General features: G+C 60.5%; 13 protein-coding genes. 5 read left to right on the plus strand and 8 right to left on the minus strand.

What is annotated here, in order from left to right; translation table 11 throughout:
- The first annotated feature begins 161 nt into the window (after positions 1–161).
- Positions 162–2519 (plus strand): penicillin acylase family protein, encoded by a 2358-nt coding sequence (locus IG168_RS10330; RefSeq protein ID WP_193164308.1) that lies wholly within the window; start codon positions 162–164, stop codon positions 2517–2519.
- A gap of 50 nt (positions 2520–2569) precedes the next feature.
- Here the strand turns inward: IG168_RS10330 and IG168_RS20820 are convergent, their stop codons facing one another.
- From IG168_RS20820 to IG168_RS10365, 7 genes are all read right to left on the minus strand, one after another.
- A complete protein-coding gene (locus IG168_RS20820; RefSeq protein ID WP_264300108.1) occupies positions 2570–2692 on the minus strand; it encodes a hypothetical protein in 123 nt (40 codons plus the stop codon).
- Between the two features lie 242 nt (positions 2693–2934).
- Positions 2935–4320, minus strand: a complete 1386-nt coding sequence (gene cysG / locus IG168_RS10340; RefSeq protein ID WP_193164310.1) for a siroheme synthase CysG — start codon at positions 4318–4320, stop codon at positions 2935–2937.
- An 80-nt stretch (positions 4321–4400) separates the two neighbouring features.
- Entirely contained in the window at positions 4401–5690 is a 1290-nt protein-coding gene (gene serS, locus IG168_RS10345) for a serine--tRNA ligase (protein ID WP_193164311.1), read from the minus strand.
- Positions 5691–5743: 53 nt separating this feature from the next.
- On the minus strand, positions 5744–6118 hold the full coding sequence (gene crcB / locus IG168_RS10350) for a fluoride efflux transporter CrcB (RefSeq protein WP_193164312.1): 375 nt from the start codon (positions 6116–6118) through the stop codon (positions 5744–5746).
- A 20-nt stretch (positions 6119–6138) separates the two neighbouring features.
- On the minus strand, positions 6139–7524 hold the full coding sequence (locus IG168_RS10355; RefSeq protein ID WP_193164313.1) for a replication-associated recombination protein A: 1386 nt from the start codon (positions 7522–7524) through the stop codon (positions 6139–6141).
- The gene (lolA, locus tag IG168_RS10360) at positions 7517–8128 is read right to left on the minus strand and encodes an outer membrane lipoprotein chaperone LolA (RefSeq protein WP_193164314.1); all 612 of its coding nucleotides are present in this window, start codon (positions 8126–8128) and stop codon (positions 7517–7519) included. Before lolA ends, IG168_RS10355 begins: the two co-directional genes overlap by 8 nt.
- Before the next feature lie 64 nt (positions 8129–8192).
- Positions 8193–10532 carry a DNA translocase FtsK gene (locus IG168_RS10365; RefSeq protein WP_404931998.1) on the minus strand — a complete coding sequence of 780 codons (2340 nt, stop codon included), beginning with the start codon at positions 10530–10532 and terminating at the stop codon, positions 8193–8195.
- Between the two features lie 407 nt (positions 10533–10939).
- On the opposite strand from IG168_RS10365, the gene trxB reads away from it, so the two are divergent.
- The 4 genes from trxB (at position 10940) to infA (ending at position 13835) form a co-directional block, all read left to right on the plus strand.
- Positions 10940–11884 carry a thioredoxin-disulfide reductase gene (gene trxB, locus IG168_RS10370; RefSeq protein ID WP_193164315.1) on the plus strand — a complete coding sequence of 315 codons (945 nt, stop codon included), beginning with the start codon at positions 10940–10942 and terminating at the stop codon, positions 11882–11884.
- Between the two features lie 89 nt (positions 11885–11973).
- On the plus strand, positions 11974–12693 hold the full coding sequence (gene aat, locus IG168_RS10375) for a leucyl/phenylalanyl-tRNA--protein transferase (protein ID WP_319024688.1): 720 nt from the start codon (positions 11974–11976) through the stop codon (positions 12691–12693).
- The gene (locus IG168_RS10380) at positions 12686–13405 is read left to right on the plus strand and encodes an arginyltransferase (protein WP_193164316.1); all 720 of its coding nucleotides are present in this window, start codon (positions 12686–12688) and stop codon (positions 13403–13405) included. The genes aat and IG168_RS10380 overlap by 8 nt, the downstream gene beginning before the upstream one ends.
- Positions 13406–13616: 211 nt before the next feature.
- Positions 13617–13835, plus strand: a complete 219-nt coding sequence (gene infA, locus IG168_RS10385; RefSeq protein ID WP_010130378.1) for a translation initiation factor IF-1 — start codon at positions 13617–13619, stop codon at positions 13833–13835.
- An 84-nt stretch (positions 13836–13919) separates the two neighbouring features.
- Here the strand turns inward: infA and clpA are convergent, their stop codons facing one another.
- Positions 13920–16199 (minus strand): ATP-dependent Clp protease ATP-binding subunit ClpA, encoded by a 2280-nt coding sequence (gene clpA / locus IG168_RS10390; protein ID WP_193164317.1) that lies wholly within the window; start codon positions 16197–16199, stop codon positions 13920–13922.
- Positions 16200–16212: the final 13 nt, after the last annotated feature.

Consider the following 16212-nt stretch of genomic DNA (forward strand, 5'->3'; position numbering starts at 1 on the left):
GGCGGCGCCTAATTAAGTGGCGGCACTCTAGTGGCATTTGATTCTTCCGGAAACACATATTTGTGACCGTTTTTTGTCCTCGAGTAACTATTTTGTGGCCGAAATCTGCTGATAAACTGCGCAATTACACCAAATACAATAATGACTCTCGAGAAGTTCTCATGGCCCAGAGTACCTCCCTACCCCGCCTGCTAATGCGTATTGCGATGGCGCTGGCGGCACTGTTAATCCTGCTTACCCTCGCTACCTGGTTGTGGCTGCGCCAGAGCCTGCCGATTCTGGAGGGCACGCTCGACACCGGCGCATTGCAAGCGCCCGTGACGATTCGCCGCGATGCCCAGGGCATAGCGCAGATCGAATCCGAAGACCGCAACGGTGCGGCTTTTGCCCTGGGCTTCCTGCACGCCCAGGAGCGCTTCTTCCAGATGGACCTGCTGCGCCGCAACTCCGCTGGAGAACTGGCCGCACTGGTCGGCTCCGCCGCGCTGAAACACGACCGCGAGGTACGCGTGCACCAGTTCCGCAAACGGGCCGAACGCAATGTAGCTGCATTGCCGAAGGCGCAGCGACTTCTGTTGCAGCAATATGTGAAGGGTGTGAACTACGGCCTGCAGCAACTGGGCGCAAAACCCTGGGAGTACGCGCTGCTTGGGCAGGAACCGCAACCCTGGACAGAAGCGGACAGCATGCTGACGCTGTTCAGTATGTATCTCACCCTGCAGAGCCCCACCGGTCAGTACGAACAGCGCGATACGGCACTGGCCAAGTTATTGCCGGCCGATCTCTATCAGTTCTTTTTCCCCGCTGGCGGCAGCTGGGATGCGCCGCTGATCGGTAAAGCACGCGGGCCGGTCTCCCTGCCGCAGACCGATATCGCGTCGCTGCTCAGCGACGATTCGCCTATCGCCTATCACCGGATGACCAGCGAAGACATGATCATCGGCAGTAACAACTGGGTGGTCGGTGGCGCGCTGACAGCCGATGGCAGCGCCATTCTCGCCGACGATATGCACCTGGGGCTGACGGTACCGAATATCTGGTACCGGGCCAGTTGGCGAATTCCCGGCACTGACCGCTATCAGCGCGGAGCCACCCTGCCCGGCGGCCCCATCGCGGTGGTGGGCAGCAACGGGCTGGTGGCCTGGGGCTTCACCAATACCGGTGGCGACTGGGGCGACCTGATCCCACTGGAACTGAGTGACGACGGCAGCCAGTACCGGACCCCGGACGGCTGGCGTGACTTTGATATCGACGAAGAAACCATCGCCGTCAAAGACGGTGATCCAGAGACCCTGGAAGTGCGCAAAACCATCTGGGGTCCGGTGGTGGGTGAAGATTACACCAGTGCACCGCTCGCCTATCGCTGGGTCGCGCACGATATCGAAGGCTGTAATCTCAACCTGCTGCGCATGGAAAATGTAAAGAGTGCCAAAGAAGCCCTGGACCTGGGCCCGCAACTGGGTATTCCCCACCAGAACCTGGTGGTCGGTGATACTGACGGCCACATCGGCTGGACCGTCGGCGGCGCCATTCCACGTCGTGTAGGCTTCGACGGCAGCCGTTCCGAATCCTGGGCCGATGGCACCCGCCATTGGGACGGCTACCTCACTGTTGCCGAGCAGCCGCGCGTCTACGATCCGCCCTCCCATCGCATCTGGACGGCGAACGCGCGCACCATGGACGGCAAGTTCCTCGACATCATGGGCAATCAGGGATATGCCCTGGGGGCACGCCAACAACAGATTCGCGACGACCTTTTTGCCCACGACCAATTCAGCGAGAAGGATCTGCTGGATATCCAGCTGGATGATCGCGCCGTGTTCCTGCAGCGCTGGCAGCAGTCACTGCTGACGCTGCTCGACGGCGACACCAATTATCGCGACGTGCGCGACCAGATCGAACAATGGGGGGACCGCGCCAGCGCTGACTCCGTCGGTTACCGTATCGTGCGCAATTACCGCCTGAAGTTTATCGAACTGGCCACGGCACCAGTGGTGACCTATATGCGTCGCTTCCAGGAAGGATTCCGCCTGAACCCGGTCAACCGCCAGATCGAATATGGTGCCTGGGCAATGCTTGCGGATGAGCCGCAGAACCTGCTCAATCCGGAGTTTGAATCCTGGCACGCGCTGAAGCTTGCAGCCCTGGATGCGGTATTGGCTGAAATGTCAAAAGACGGCCGCCCTCTTTCCGAGCAGACCTGGGGCGTGGAAAACACCGCGCAGATCCACCACCCGCTGGCGCGGGCGGTCAGCGCGATCAACTGGTTTACCGCCATGCCGGCGGAACCGCTATCTGGGGATACCCATATGCCACGCGTACAGTCTCCGAACAGTGGCGCGTCCGAGCGCATGGTGGTTTCACCCGGCCACGAAGAGCGCGCGATCTTCCATATGGCGACGGGCCAGAGCGCTCACCCGCTGTCGCCATTCTTTGGCAATGGCCACGAGGACTGGGTGAAGGGCAACCCTTCCCCACTGGAAAAGCGCGAGACTCGCTACGAGCTGACCTTGCGGTAGTTGAGACCATGCACGCCTAATTGATCTTGAGGCTCCGGCCGACGGATTAATTAGGCGGTTTCGTCGAGAATGGCAAAAGAGAGGAATGAAGTAAGCAGGCCGATGGCCAGCACAAACGGGAGCAGTGGGAAACACAGCATCAACAGGGAGGTGCCTATCCAGAGGTTTTTCACCCAGCTTTTCTTGAGACGATAGCTACGGGTGTAACGGCGGGAGTGATCGTCCGCCGGATCAGGCAGACAGATTTCACTTTCCCGGGGCTGAAATGCCCGCACTAAAAGAGTGCAGTAAAACCGGATCAACGCGATTAACATGCCAAGCACCACTCGCAAACTTCTTTTGCAGTATAGATGCTCGAATTCAGGTAGCCGGCCCGGCTTGTGGAAGCCTGCGACCCTCGCTGGCAAAAGCCCGGTTACTGGTCGCGATACCAGCGCAATTTTTCGTGCAGGCTGACAACGCCACCGACAATGGTCAGCGCCGGCGCCTCGACATTTTCCGAAATCGCCAGATTCGGCAGTGTTGTCAGGTCCCCCACCACTACCCGCTGTTCAGGCGTTGTGCCCTTCTCCACCAGCGCCGCCGGTGTTTCGGCGGGCAGCCCATGCGCCATCAGTTCACGGCAGATGGTTTCCAGCCCGGTTAGGCCCATGTAAAACACCAGCGTCTGCCCGGGGGCTGCCAGTTCTTGCCAGGGCAGCCGCAATTCGCCCTGCTTCAAATGGCCGGTAATGAAGCGCACGGACTGGGCGAAATCGCGATGGGTCAGCGGAATGCCGGCATAGCTGGAGCAGCCGGATGCCGCAGTGATACCGGGTACCACCTGAAACGGAATCCCTGCTTCGGCGATCCGGTCGATCTCTTCGCCGCCACGACCAAAAATAAACGGGTCTCCACCTTTCAGGCGCAAGACCTTTTTACCCTGGCGGGCCAGGTCGACAAGGAGTTGGTTGATGCCATCCTGTGGGACCGAGTGAAATTCCTTTTTCTTGCCCACATAAATGCGTTCGGCATCGCGGCGCACCAGCTCAAGCACCTGCGCCGAGACGAGTCGATCGTACAGAACGACGTCTGCCTGCTGCATCAGCCGCAGCGCGCGAAAAGTCAGCAGGTCCGGATCGCCGGGGCCACCACCCACCAGATACACTTCACCGGTAGATGCCGGGCTGCCCTGCCAGGCGGAGAGTTGATCCAGCAGTTCCCGCTCGCCCGCGTCGACATTTCCCGCTTCAACTTTACTCGCCACCGGTCCGGAAAATACCCAGTCCCAGAAGTTCCTTCGCTCGGTTTCCGGCAAAGCCGCCTTGACCTGGTCGCGCAACCGTGCAGCCAGTTCCGCCAGCGCCCCGGTGCCCGGCGACAGCAGAGCTTCCAGTTGTGCGCGGATGCGTCGCGCCAGCACCGGTGCGGCACCGCCGCTGCTGATACCAATGGAAAGTGGGCCGCGCTCGACGATTGCCGGGAATGTAAAAGTACACAATTCGGGGGCGTCGACGGCGTTTACCGGCAGCCGTGCATCCTGGGCATCCCGCGATATTGCCGCGTTGACCGCTTCATCGGCAGTAGCCGCTATCACCAGGTCGCCGCGATCGAGATATTCGGGTCGATAGGACGACTGAATAAACTCTCCAGCGCTCGCCGTTACCAGCTGACGCAGTTCTTCGGTAATTTCCAGTGAGACGACTATCAGTTGTGCGCCGGCTTTGTGCAGCAGGCGCGCTTTGCGTGTGGCAATGGCGCCGCCGCCTATCAACAGGCAGGGTCGCTCTCTAAGGTCAAAGGCCAGCGGTAGGTAGCGCATTCCGTGGGTGCTCGCGGTGGCGAACTTCGTGTTCGCCTGACAAAACAAGGGCGAACCAGTTTGGTTCGCCCTGCGGGTTTTTACTCTGAAGCAGAGCCGATGGACTCTTGGCCCCGCATATAGGGGCGCAGCACTTCGGGGACCTCGATGCTGCCATCCTCGCGCTGGTAGTTTTCCAGCACGGCGATCAGGGTGCGGCCCACGGCCAGCCCGGATCCGTTCAGGGTGTGCAGCAGTTCCGGCTTGCCGGTTTCCGGATTGCGCCAGCGTGCCTTCATTCGGCGGGCCTGGAAGTCGCCCACCAACGAGCAGGAGGAAATTTCGCGGTATTTTTCCTGAGACGGGATCCACACCTCGATATCGTAGGTCTTGCGCGCGGCGAAACCGATATCGCCGCCACACAGGACAACAGTGCGGTACGGCAGGTTCAGCTTCTGCAGAATGGTTTCTGCGTGGCCGGTCAATGACTCCAGCGCTGCCTCAGACTGATCCGGGCGGGTTGCCCATACCAGCTCAACTTTCTCGAACTGATGCTGGCGAATCATCCCGCGGGTGTCGCGGCCGTGGGAGCCAGCTTCGGAACGGAAGCAGGTGGTATGTGCGACGAATTTGTGCGGCAGGGATTGCGCGTCCTCGACAATGTGGTCGCGATAGAAATTGGTCAGCGGCACTTCCGCAGTCGGGATCAGGTAGAAGTCGCGTTCGTCATTCAGCTTGAACAGGTCTTCCTCGAATTTGGGCAGCTGGGAAGTACCGTACAGGGAATCGCCATTGACGATTACTGGAACATTGGCCTCGCTGTAGCCGTGCTCCTCGATATGGGTATCGAGCATGAACTGCGCCAGTGCGCGGTGCAGCTTGGCGATCTGGCCAGTCATCACGGCAAAACGCGAGCCGGTGAGTTTGGTCGCCATTTCGAAATCCAGGCCTCCCAGTTGCGCGCCCAGGTCGACGTGGTCCTTGACCTCAAAATCGAACTGGCGCGGCTGGCCCCAGCGGCGCACTTCGACGTTGTCGTCTTCAGTCTCCCCTTCCGGCACGGATTCATCCGGCATGTTCGGGATAGCGGAGAGAATCGCATCCAGTTCTGACTGCAACTCGGTCAGTGCGTGCTTGGCCTCGTTCAGTTCGCCCCCAAGGGACTCCACTTCTTTCAGCAGGGGTGCGATGTCCTCACCGGCGGCCTTGGCCCGGCCAATGTTCTTGGACTTGCTATTGCGCTCGTTCTGCAGGCTCTCGGTGCGTACCTGCAGTTCTTTGCGGCGTTCTTCGAGGCTCTCGAGCTTACCGGTATCCAGTTCAAAGCCGCGCTTCTTCAGGGCAGCGGCCACTTGATCCATTTGGGTGCGAATGATTTTTGGGTCGAGCATTGTTTCCAGTTCGCCTGCGGACAGGCGCCTACAGCTTTGTGTTTCTATTCGGATTACAGGGTTTTCATCGCCAGCGCGACGGCGGCACCCGTGGCTGCCAGACACAGCACCAGGCTGATCGCGACATAACCCAGGGCCGTCAGAGGCTGGCCATTGTGCCACAACATCAGGCTTTCCAGCGAGAAGGTAGAGAAGGTTGTCAGCGCTCCGAACATGCCGGTCATCAGCAGCAGGCGCCACTCGGGGCCGAGCATGGCCCGCTCGACTATCGCCACATAGGCGATACCGATCAGAAAGGAGCCGGTGACATTGACGATCAGTGTGCCCAACGGGAACTTGCCGTTGAACACCGGGTGCGCCCAGACAGTAATCAGATGCCGAAGGATCGCCCCGACAGCGCCTCCGAAAGCGATTGCGAACCATTGCATGTGTACTTCTCTCCCCCAGTTCAGTTCTTGCCTGTGGCGCCACCTATCGGTGGTCTTTTAGGGTTTTCTTCCTGCCCGTAACGCTGCTGGTCGCTCTCCCGATTAAGCCGGCGCAGGGTAGCGAGCTTTTCACCGATTTTCAGTTCCAGTCCGCGTGGTACTGGCTGGTAGTACTCGCGATCGGCGATCTCCTCGGGGAAGTAGTTCTCACCGGCGGCAAAGGCATCCGGCTCGTCGTGGGCATAGCGGTATTCCGCCCCGTGCGCCATGCTCTTCGCCAACTTGGTCGGCGCGTTGCGCAGGTGGATCGGCACTTCGTAACTGGGGTCGCGGCGGACATCTGCCAGCGCGCGCTTGTAACCGGTGTAGACAGCATTGCTTTTCGCCGCGATGGCGAGATAGGCGAGCGCCTGAGCAATCGCGAGCTCGCCCTCCGGGCTGCCCAGGCGTTCCTGCACATCCCAGGCGTTGAGGGCCAGCTGCAGTGCGCGCGGGTCGGCGTTGCCGATATCCTCGCTGGCCATCCTCACTGCGCGGCGCGCGATATAAAGCGGATCGCAGCCACCGTCGACCATACGCGCGAACCAATAGAGGGTCGCATCTGGATCGGAACCTCGCACCGCTTTGTGCATGGCGGAAATCTGGTCGTAGAAATAGTCGCCGCCCTTGTCGAAGCGGCGCACGTCGGCACTCAGCACTTCGGCGAGAACGTCTTCATCGACAACGAGCCGGCCGTCCTCCTCCCGCGCGAGATCGCTGGCGATTTCGAGAAGATTGAGAGCCCCGCGGGCATCGCCATCGGCAGCCCTGGCAATTTTCGCCAGCACGCCTTCGGCAATGCCGAGATTGCGCCGCTGCAGCTCCTCGTCTTCTTCCAATGCGCGTTGCATCAGGCCGAGCAACTCCTCCTCGGCGAGACCTCGCAACAGGTAGACGCGACAGCGGGACAGCAGCGCGTTGTTCAGTTCAAAGGCGGGATTTTCCGTCGTCGCACCGACGAAAGTAACGGTGCCCTCTTCCACATACGGCAGAAATGCGTCCTGCTGGGCTTTGTTGAAGCGGTGTACTTCGTCGACGAACAAAATAGTACCGCGACCAAACTGGGCGTTGTGTTGCTCCGCCTCGGCCACCGCCTGGCGGATCTCCTTTACGCCTGCCAGTACTGCTGACAGTGTGGCGAAGCGCGCATCGCACTCCTTGGCCAGCAGCCGCGCAAATGTGGTCTTGCCGACACCGGGTGGTCCCCACAGCACCATCGAGTGCAACTGGCCGCGCTCTACCGCCTCGCGCAGGGGTTTTCCCGGCCCCAATAAATGCGTCTGGCCCATGTACTGGGCCAGGAATTCCGGCCGCATGCGCGCGGCCAGGGGTTGGTGTTTGGGAGCGGATTGAAACAGGTCATTCATCTTTGACGATATCGGTCCCCGCCGGCGGCTTGAAATTGAACATGGCCGCGGACAGTCGCGGATTGGCCTTCATGCCGCTGAATTTGATTTTGGTGGTCTGTCCCATGCTGTCGCGCACGGTCATCGAGTCCGGCAGGCCATTCTTGGCGAAGCGGATCTCCATGGTTTTGAATGGTGACGACGCATTCTTGGGCTTCAGGTGATAGGCACCCTTCTTACTGGTGACGGCAAAGGAACCGCGAATTTCTTCCACTTTGCCGCCGAGCAGCAGTGCCGGGGTATCCTTCATGCGCTTATCTACCGGGCGGATAGTGACCTGCTCGAGGTCAGGGTCGTACAACCACAGCTTTTTGTTGTTAGTCACCAGGAGCTGCGGAAACGGCTCGCCGGTCTTCCAACGCAGCTTGCCCGGGCGCTGTACCGAGAAATCACCGCTGCTCTTCTGCAGCACCTCGCCACGCTCGTCGATCAGCGTCTGCTGGAAATTGCCAGAAAGTGATTCCAGAGGTTTCAGCAGGCGGCTAAGGTCGTCAGTGGCATCGGCCCAGGCACCACAGGCGGTCAGGCCGAGGGCCGCGATCAGGGTAGTCAGAATGCGTTTCATAGTTGGACTTCCAGTGCTGGGATTTCCTTAAAGATTAGCTGTCGCCAGTTGAACCCGACCTGAATCAGGCCGGCGGCGGGGCCAGCACTTCGCGGTTGCCGTTGTGCCCTGCCGGCGAAACCACGCCGGCCGCCTCCATGGCGTCAATGATACGCGCGGCGCGATTGTAGCCGATCCGCAGCTGTCGCTGCACGGATGAGATAGAGGCCTTGCGGGACTTGGTCACGAAGGCGACCGCCTCGTCGTAAAGGGCATCGGTTTCCGGATCGTCGTCTTCGCCACCCTCGGTCTGCATGCCGGGTACCGGGATGCTGTTGTTGGAGTCGTCGACGATACCATCGATGTAGTCCGGCTGGCCGCGGCGGCTCCAGTCCGCCACCACTTTGTGTACCTCGTGGTCGTCAACGAAGGCCCCGTGCACCCGCACCGGCACACCGCTGCCCGGCGGCAGGTAGAGCATGTCACCGTGACCGAGCAGCTGCTCGGCGCCACCCTGGTCGAGGATGGTGCGGGAATCCACTTTCGAGGAAACCTGGAAAGCGATCCGGGTTGGCACATTGGCCTTGATCAGGCCGGTAATCACGTCCACGGACGGGCGCTGGGTCGCCAGCAACAGGTGGATACCGGCGGCACGGGCCTTCTGGGCAATACGGGCGATCAGCTGTTCCACCTTCTTACCGACGATCATCATCATGTCGGCGAATTCGTCGATCACCACCACGATCGCTGGCAATGGCTCGAGGTCCGGGCGGGTCTGCTCGGCTTCCGGCACGCTGGACATGGGGTCCGGTTGCCATAGCGGATCCTGCAGCGGTTCACCGGCCTCACGGGCTTCGCGCACCTTGCGGTTGAAGCCGGCCAGGTTGCGGACGCCCATGGTCGCCATCAGCTTGTAGCGCCGCTCCATCTCCCCGACACACCAGCGCAGCCCGTTGGCGGCATCGTTCATATCGGTAATGACCGGCGTCAGCAGGTGCGGGATGCCCTCGTAGACAGAGAGCTCCAGCATCTTCGGATCCACCAGGATCAGGCGCACTTCTTCCGGGGTGGACTTGTACAGCAGGCTGAGCAGCATCACGTTGATGCCTACGGACTTACCGGAACCGGTGGTGCCGGCAACCAGCAGGTGGGGCATCTTGGCCAGGTCCGCAACCACCGGCTGGCCGGAAATGTCGTGCCCCAGCGCCAGGGTCAGTCGAGACTTGGCGTTGTCGTAGACCTCCGCAGACAGCACCTCGGTGAGGCGGACCATCTGGCGGTTTTCGTTGGGGATCTCGATCCCGACGACAGACTTGCCGGGAATAACTTCCACCACGCGCACGCTGATCACCGCCAGGGAGCGGGCAAGGTCTTTGGCGAGGTTGCTGATCTTGCTCACCTTGACGCCCGGAGCCGGCTGGATCTCGAAGCGGGTGACCACCGGGCCCGGCAGTACCGAGACCACTTCGGCCACTACACCGAAGTCCTTCAGTTTCAGCTCGAGCATACGCGATAGCGCCTCGAGGGATTCCCGCGAGAAGCCGGCCTTTTTGTTCTTGTCGGGGGCATCCAGCAGCGACAGTGGCGGCAGGGTTCCGGTCACGGGGCCGGTGAACAACTCACCCTGCTTTTCCTTGGCAGCGCGGGGGCTCGGCTTCACGGAGGGGATTACCGGCTCAATCTTTGGTGGCAGCCGCTTGGCAGTGCGCTGCTTCTCCTCTTCCACCGCGGCCTTGCGTACCACGATGGCTTCGCGTGCTACCCGCTGCTCCTCGCGCTGCTGGCGTGCACGCTGCAGGCGGTTACCCAGCCAACCGAAGAAACCGAGGATATTGCGACCGATGGCGTCGGCCAGCTTTAACCAGGAAAGGCCAGTGAATACGGTAATACCAATGGCGAACAGTGCCAGCAGCAGGATGGTGGCGCCGACGTAGCCGAGACTCAGCTCCATCCATTCGGAAATGGCGGCGCCCACGATACCGCCATTGGAGAACGGCAGCGGGTCGGCCGACTGGGCAAAGCAGAGTGTGGCCAGGGCTGCACCGGTGATCAGCAGGAGCACCAGGCCGAACAGGCGCAGGGCAAACAGCGGGCCGTGGAAGCGCGCATTGCGATCGCGCAGGATACGAAAAGCGCGCCAGCCGATCAGCAGCGGAAATACGTAGGCCATCCAACCCACCAGCGACAGGCACACGTCGGCGAGCCAGGCGCCCGTTGGGCCAATGGCGTTATGCATGTCGCTGCCCTGCCCCGTATGCGACCAGCCAGGATCCAGCGGGCTGTAGCTCATCAGGCTGATGGCCAGCAACAGCGCACCGGCGAGCAACCCGATCAGTGCGCCCTCCCGCATCAGGCGGGCGATCAGGGAATCGGGCAGGCTGCCGCTGTCATTGGCGGATTGGTCGGTCGCGCTTTCGGCCTTCAATGGCTTACCTCGGTACTTATATTGGTCGTTGTCGGGTCTATATGGCGGCGTTATCCCCGGAGCTAGCGGACTGTGTACTACAGACGCTGGCTAAATGCTACCAGAGGCCTACCTGAGAGATTACTTTAACTTCAATTAAGTTCAATAGAATCAATAATATAGGAAATTTTTTTAAGGTTGTCCGTGACCTGTTTGGAGGTTTCCGCAGGTGCCCGCGCTGGGCGTGATTCACCGGTGGGATAGCGGCCGGCAATGGTCTAAATAAAGGTAAACTATTTCGTCGACCCGGGGGTTTCGCCTATGATGGCCGCCAATCTGATAGCCTTGGTCGATCAAATTTTGGCCACGGCCGCGGAGAGCGGCTCCGCTGAATACACTGTTTTCAATCGTCTCCTTAAGAGTGTTCCATGAGTAACAACCACCACCGACTGATTATTCTCGGCTCCGGCCCGGCCGGTTACACCGCGGCAATCTACGCGGCCCGTGCCAATCTGAATCCGGTTGTCATTACCGGTATGCAGCAAGGCGGCCAGCTGACCACCACCACCGAGGTGGAGAACTGGCCCGGCGGCGTTGCCGACCTGCAGGGCCCGGACCTGATGGTACAGATGCAGCAGCATGCGGAGCGTTTCGAGACAGAGATCATCTTCGATCACATCGACTCCGTGGACCTGAAGCAGCGCCCCTTCACACTCAAGGGCAATGAGACCTACACCTGCGATGCACTGATTATTGCCACTGGTGCCTCGGCACAGTATCTGGGCCTACCTTCTGAAGAGGCATTCCAGGGGCGCGGCGTCAGCGCCTGTGCCACCTGTGACGGCTTCTTCTACCGCGACCAGAAAGTAGCCGTGGTCGGCGGCGGCAACACAGCTGTCGAAGAGGCACTGTACCTTTCCAATATCGCCAGCGAAGTAATCCTGATTCACCGCCGCGACGAGCTGCGCGCAGAGAAGATCCTGCAGGATCGCCTGATGGACAAGGTCAAGAACGGCAATATCAAGGTTTGCTGGCACCAGACCCTGGACGAAGTGCTGGGCGACGACAACGGTGTCACCGGCGTGCGCCTGCGTAGTACCAAGGACGATTCCACCAGCGAACTGGAAGTCTCCGGTGTGTTTATCGCCATCGGTCACAAGCCGAACACCGATATCTTCGCCGGCCAGCTGGAGATGAATAGCGGCTACATCCTGGTCCAGAGCGGCCTGGAAGGTAATGCGACACAGACCTCTGTCCCCGGTGTATTCGCCGCCGGCGACGTGTCCGACCACATCTACCGCCAGGCGGTCACTTCCGCCGGCACCGGCTGTATGGCGGCACTGGATGCGGAGCGCTTCCTGGACAACCAGTGAGGCGATTACTACATCTTACGAAGGGCGATCCTTGTGATCGCCCTTTTTGTTTGGGTACCCTCTTGGGGTGAATCCACAGAGGCCGAACCGTGACCCGCACCAATGACGGTTATCTGACACTGCTAGACAGCGAGTCGATCGAATTCCCGCCCACCAGTGGCGCGCTCAGCGATCCGAACGGTCTGCTGGCCATTGGCGGCGACCTCAGTCCCGACTGGCTGCTGGCCGCCTATCGCCGCGGCATCTTTCCCTGGTATTCCGATGACCAGCCCATTTTGTGGTGGAGCCCTTCACCGCGATGCGTGGTATTCCCCGAGCACTTCGCGATCCGCCGCAGCCTGCGCAAGACGCTGCGGCGTGGCAACTTTGCAGTGACCTTTGACCGGGCGTTCGACGCCGTTGTTGAGGCCTGCCGTGCGCCGCGCGCGGATGCCGAGGGCACCTGGATAACCGATGAGATGCGTGACGCCTATTGTGAAATGCACTGGCGCGGTCACGCCCATTCTGTCGAGGTGTGGCGGGAACAGGAGCTGGTCGGCGGGCTCTACGGTGTCGCACTGGGCCGCATCTTCTTCGGGGAGTCCATGTTTCACCGGGTCACAGATGCCTCCAAAGTCGCTTTTGTCCACCTGGTGCGGCAGTTAGAATTGTGGGGCTGCCCACTGATCGACTGCCAGGTTAGCAATCCTCACCTGACCAGCCTTGGGGCGGTAGAGGTGTCTCGAGAGGATTTCGAGCGCCTGTTGGAGGCCGGAGTGTCAAAGCCAGCCTTCCCGCAGCCGTGGAGCCTGACGTGGACTTATGAGTAAATATTCTCAACTGGATTCCGTGCGCCTGCTGGCCACCCTGCCCCATCCCTGCGGTTACCTGCCGGAGCGGGAGGCCACTACGGTCTTTGTCGACCCCCAGACCCCCATCGACCAGCGCCTCTACAGTCGCCTGTCCGAACTGGGATTCCGCCGCAGCGGCACCTACCTGTACCGGCCCCAGTGTGCGAACTGCCAGGCCTGCATTCCCGCTCGTATACCGGTGGACCTGTTTGTCCCGGATCGCAAACAGCGCCGCTGCTGGCGCCGCAATCGCGACCTGGATGTCTTTCACGTCGATTCCATCGATACGGACGAGCACTACGAGCTCTATGCGCGCTATATCGAACGCCGCCATGCCGATGGTGAGATGTATCCGCCCAGTCGCGACCAGTTTCGCAGCTTTCTGAACTCCGCCTGGGGCAGTACGCGCTATATCGAGCTCCGCGCCCGCGGACGCCTGGTCGCAACGGCGGTGACGGATTTGCTCCATGCCGGCCTGTCGGCGATCTATACTTTTTTCGACCCTGATGAGGATCGGAGAAGCCTCGGTTGCTATTGCATCCTCTACCAGATCGAGTGGGCGCGACGCCTGGGGGTGCCGAGCCTCTACCTCGGTTACTGGATCGAAGAGTGCCAGAAAATGGCCTACAAGAGCCAGTTTCGGCCCGCCGAGCTGTTGCGGGACAATCGCTGGAGCCTGAAACGGCCCTGATTTGCCTGTTCGGGGCTCCGAATCCGGCCCATGCTTTGCTCTATCGTGGCTTTTCGTGCAAAATGCTCGCCCGTCGCGCCGCGGCTTGATCGGAATTCCTCACAAACGCACTTGCCAATGTCTGCCCACGGGGCGAAGTGTAAAGCGTTTGTGCGAGATGGATCAGGACCGGGGAAAGGTCAGAACAAGTTATTTTGAAGGTTACTGCCGCATGGCAAAAGACGATTACATTGAGATGGAAGGCGAGGTGATCGACACCCTGCCCAATACCACTTTCCGCGTAAAGCTGGAAAATGGACACGTGGTGATCGCGCATATTTCCGGAAAGATGCGCAAAAACTACATTCGCATCCTCACCGGCGATAAGGTCAAAGTGGAGCTTACGCCCTACGACCTGAGCAAGGGGCGTATCACCTACCGCGCCCGCTGAGATCAGAGGGGAAAAGTCCCCGCCTCAGACGAAAAAGGCCACCTAACGGTGGCCTTTTTGCGTTGCGCCTGGTTTTTCCCGGAGTCAGGCGGGTACTGCTGTTTTCATGGCCAGATCACCGTTTTCCAGGGTGATTTCGACGCGGCCGCCCTCGCCTGCCAGATCGCCGAACAGTACGGCTTCCGCCAGCGGTTTGCGCAGCTTGTCGCGAATCAGGCGAGCCATGGGACGAGCGCCCATCTTCTCGTCGTAGCCGTTGACGGCCAGCCATTCCCTTGCCTCATCATCGACGACCAGGGTGACGTGAGACTCATCCAGTTGCGCCTGCAACTCGACGATAAACTTGTCCACCACTGTCTTGACGACGTCGAGGTCCAGGGAGCCGAACTGGATAATGCTGTCCAGCCGGTTGCGGAACTCGGGCGTGAACATCTTCTTGATCTCTTCCATGCCGTCGCTGGAGTGATCCTGGCTGGTGAAGCCGATCGAGCGGCGACTCATCAGTTCGGCGCCGGCGTTGGTGGTCATAATCAGGATCACATTGCGGAAATCCGCCTTGCGGCCATTGTTGTCCGTCAGCGTGCCGTGATCCATGACCTGCAGTAACAGGTTGAAGACCTCCGGATGCGCCTTTTCGATCTCGTCGAGCAGCACCACGCTGTGCGGGTGCTTGGTCACAGAATCGGTCAGCAGGCCACCCTGGTCGAAGCCCACGTAGCCCGGCGGCGCGCCGATAAGGCGGGATACCGTGTGGCGCTCCATATATTCGGACATATCGAAACGGATCAGCTCGATACCCATCACTTTCGCCAGCTGGCGACAGAGTTCCGTCTTACCGACACCAGTGGGGCCGGCAAACAGGAAGGAACCGATGGGCTTCTCCTCCGCACCGAGCCCGGCCCGACTCAGCTTGATGGCCGTGGTCAGCGCACCAATAGCCTGATCCTGACCGAAAACCAGCATTTTGAGGTTCTCGTCCAGTTTGACCAGCTGTTTCTTGTCCGAAGCAGAGACGCTCTTGGCCGGAATACGGGCCATCTTGGCGATGATGGTTTCGATCTCGAGCACGCCGATCAGGTCCGTGCGCTCATCTGCCGGCAGCAGCGCCTGGAAGGCGCCCGCCTCGTCGATCACATCGATGGCCTTGTCGGGCAGGAAACGCTCGGTGATATGGCGGCTCGACAGCTGTGCAGCGGCTTCCAGGGCTGCATCGGAGTAACGCACCTTGTGGTGATCCTCGAAACAGCTCTTCAGTCCCTGCAGAATTTGCACGGTTTCCTCGACCGATGGTTCATTCACATCAATCTTCTGGAAGCGGCGCGACAGCGCGCGGTCTTTCTCGAAAATACCGCGGTATTCGGTAAAGGTGGTTGAACCGATACAGCGCAGCTGACCGCTGGATAGCAGCGGCTTGAGCAGGTTGGAGGCATCCATGACCCCGCCAGAGGCTGCACCGGCACCGATGATGGTGTGGATTTCATCGATGAACAACACGGCATGCTCGCGCTTCTTCAGCTCGGCCAGCAGCGCCTTAAAGCGCTTCTCGAAATCGCCGCGGTATTTGGTCCCCGCCAGTAGGGAACCGAGGTCGAGGGAGTAGATCGTGCTTTGCAGCAGGGGCTCCGGCACCTCTTCATCGACGATACGCCGCGCAAGCCCTTCGGCGATGGCCGTCTTGCCCACGCCGGACTCGCCTACCAGCAGCGGGTTGTTTTTCCGTCTGCGCGCCAGCACCTGGGTAACGCGCTCCACTTCCGGTCCGCGGCCTACCAGGGGGTCGATTCGACCGAGGATCGCTTCCTGGTTCAGGTTGGTGGCGTAGCTCTCGAGGGGATCCGAGCCGCCGGGCTCGGCCCCTGCCCCGATATCCTCATCGGTCTGCTCCGGTGCCGGCTCGGGTGCATGGTGGTGGTTGTTGCCGCTGGAGCCCACACGGGAGATGCCGTGGGTAATGTAGTTGACCACATCAATGCGGGCGACACTCTGCTGCTTCAGGTAGTAGACCGCCTGGCTCTCCTGCTCGCAGAAAATGGCAACGAGGACATTGGCTCCGGTCACTTCCTTTTTGCCGGAGGACTGCACATGAAATACGGCCCGCTGCAGAACCCGCTGGAACCCCAGGGTCGGCTGGGTTTCGCGCTCGGTATCCGCTTCGGGAATCAGTGGGGTGGTGGAATCGACAAATTCCAGCAGTTCGCGGCGCAGGGCACTGAGATCGGCGCCGCAGGCGTGTAGGACGTCTGCGGCCGACTCATTGTCGAGAAGCGCCAGCAACAGGTGCTCCACGGTCATAAACTCGTGCCGTTTCGCCCGCGCACCCTTGAACGCCAGATTGAGCGTTACCTCTAAATCCTTGCTGAGCATCTAAACCTCAAAC

It is taken from the genome of Microbulbifer hainanensis (assembly GCF_014904735.1).
Taxonomy (GTDB): Bacteria; Pseudomonadota; Gammaproteobacteria; order Pseudomonadales; family Cellvibrionaceae; genus Microbulbifer; species Microbulbifer hainanensis.

What these genes read in the sequence shown, in the direction of transcription:
- IG168_RS10380 (WP_193164316.1), top strand. Translation starts at nt 12,686, where the DNA reads ATGAGTAAATATTCTCAACTGGATTCCGTGCGCCTGCTGGCCACCCTG.
- IG168_RS10330 (WP_193164308.1), top strand. Translation starts at nt 162, where the DNA reads ATGGCCCAGAGTACCTCCCTACCCCGCCTGCTAATGCGTATTGCGATG.
- serS (WP_193164311.1), bottom strand. Translation starts at nt 5,690, where the DNA reads ATGCTCGACCCAAAAATCATTCGCACCCAAATGGATCAAGTGGCCGCT.
- trxB (WP_193164315.1), top strand. Translation starts at nt 10,940, where the DNA reads ATGAGTAACAACCACCACCGACTGATTATTCTCGGCTCCGGCCCGGCC.
- IG168_RS10355 (WP_193164313.1), bottom strand. Translation starts at nt 7,524, where the DNA reads ATGAATGACCTGTTTCAATCCGCTCCCAAACACCAACCCCTGGCCGCG.
- crcB (WP_193164312.1), bottom strand. Translation starts at nt 6,118, where the DNA reads ATGCAATGGTTCGCAATCGCTTTCGGAGGCGCTGTCGGGGCGATCCTT.
- clpA (WP_193164317.1), bottom strand. Translation starts at nt 16,199, where the DNA reads ATGCTCAGCAAGGATTTAGAGGTAACGCTCAATCTGGCGTTCAAGGGT.
- lolA (WP_193164314.1), bottom strand. Translation starts at nt 8,128, where the DNA reads ATGAAACGCATTCTGACTACCCTGATCGCGGCCCTCGGCCTGACCGCC.
- infA (WP_010130378.1), top strand. Translation starts at nt 13,617, where the DNA reads ATGGCAAAAGACGATTACATTGAGATGGAAGGCGAGGTGATCGACACC.
- cysG (WP_193164310.1), bottom strand. Translation starts at nt 4,320, where the DNA reads ATGCGCTACCTACCGCTGGCCTTTGACCTTAGAGAGCGACCCTGCCTG.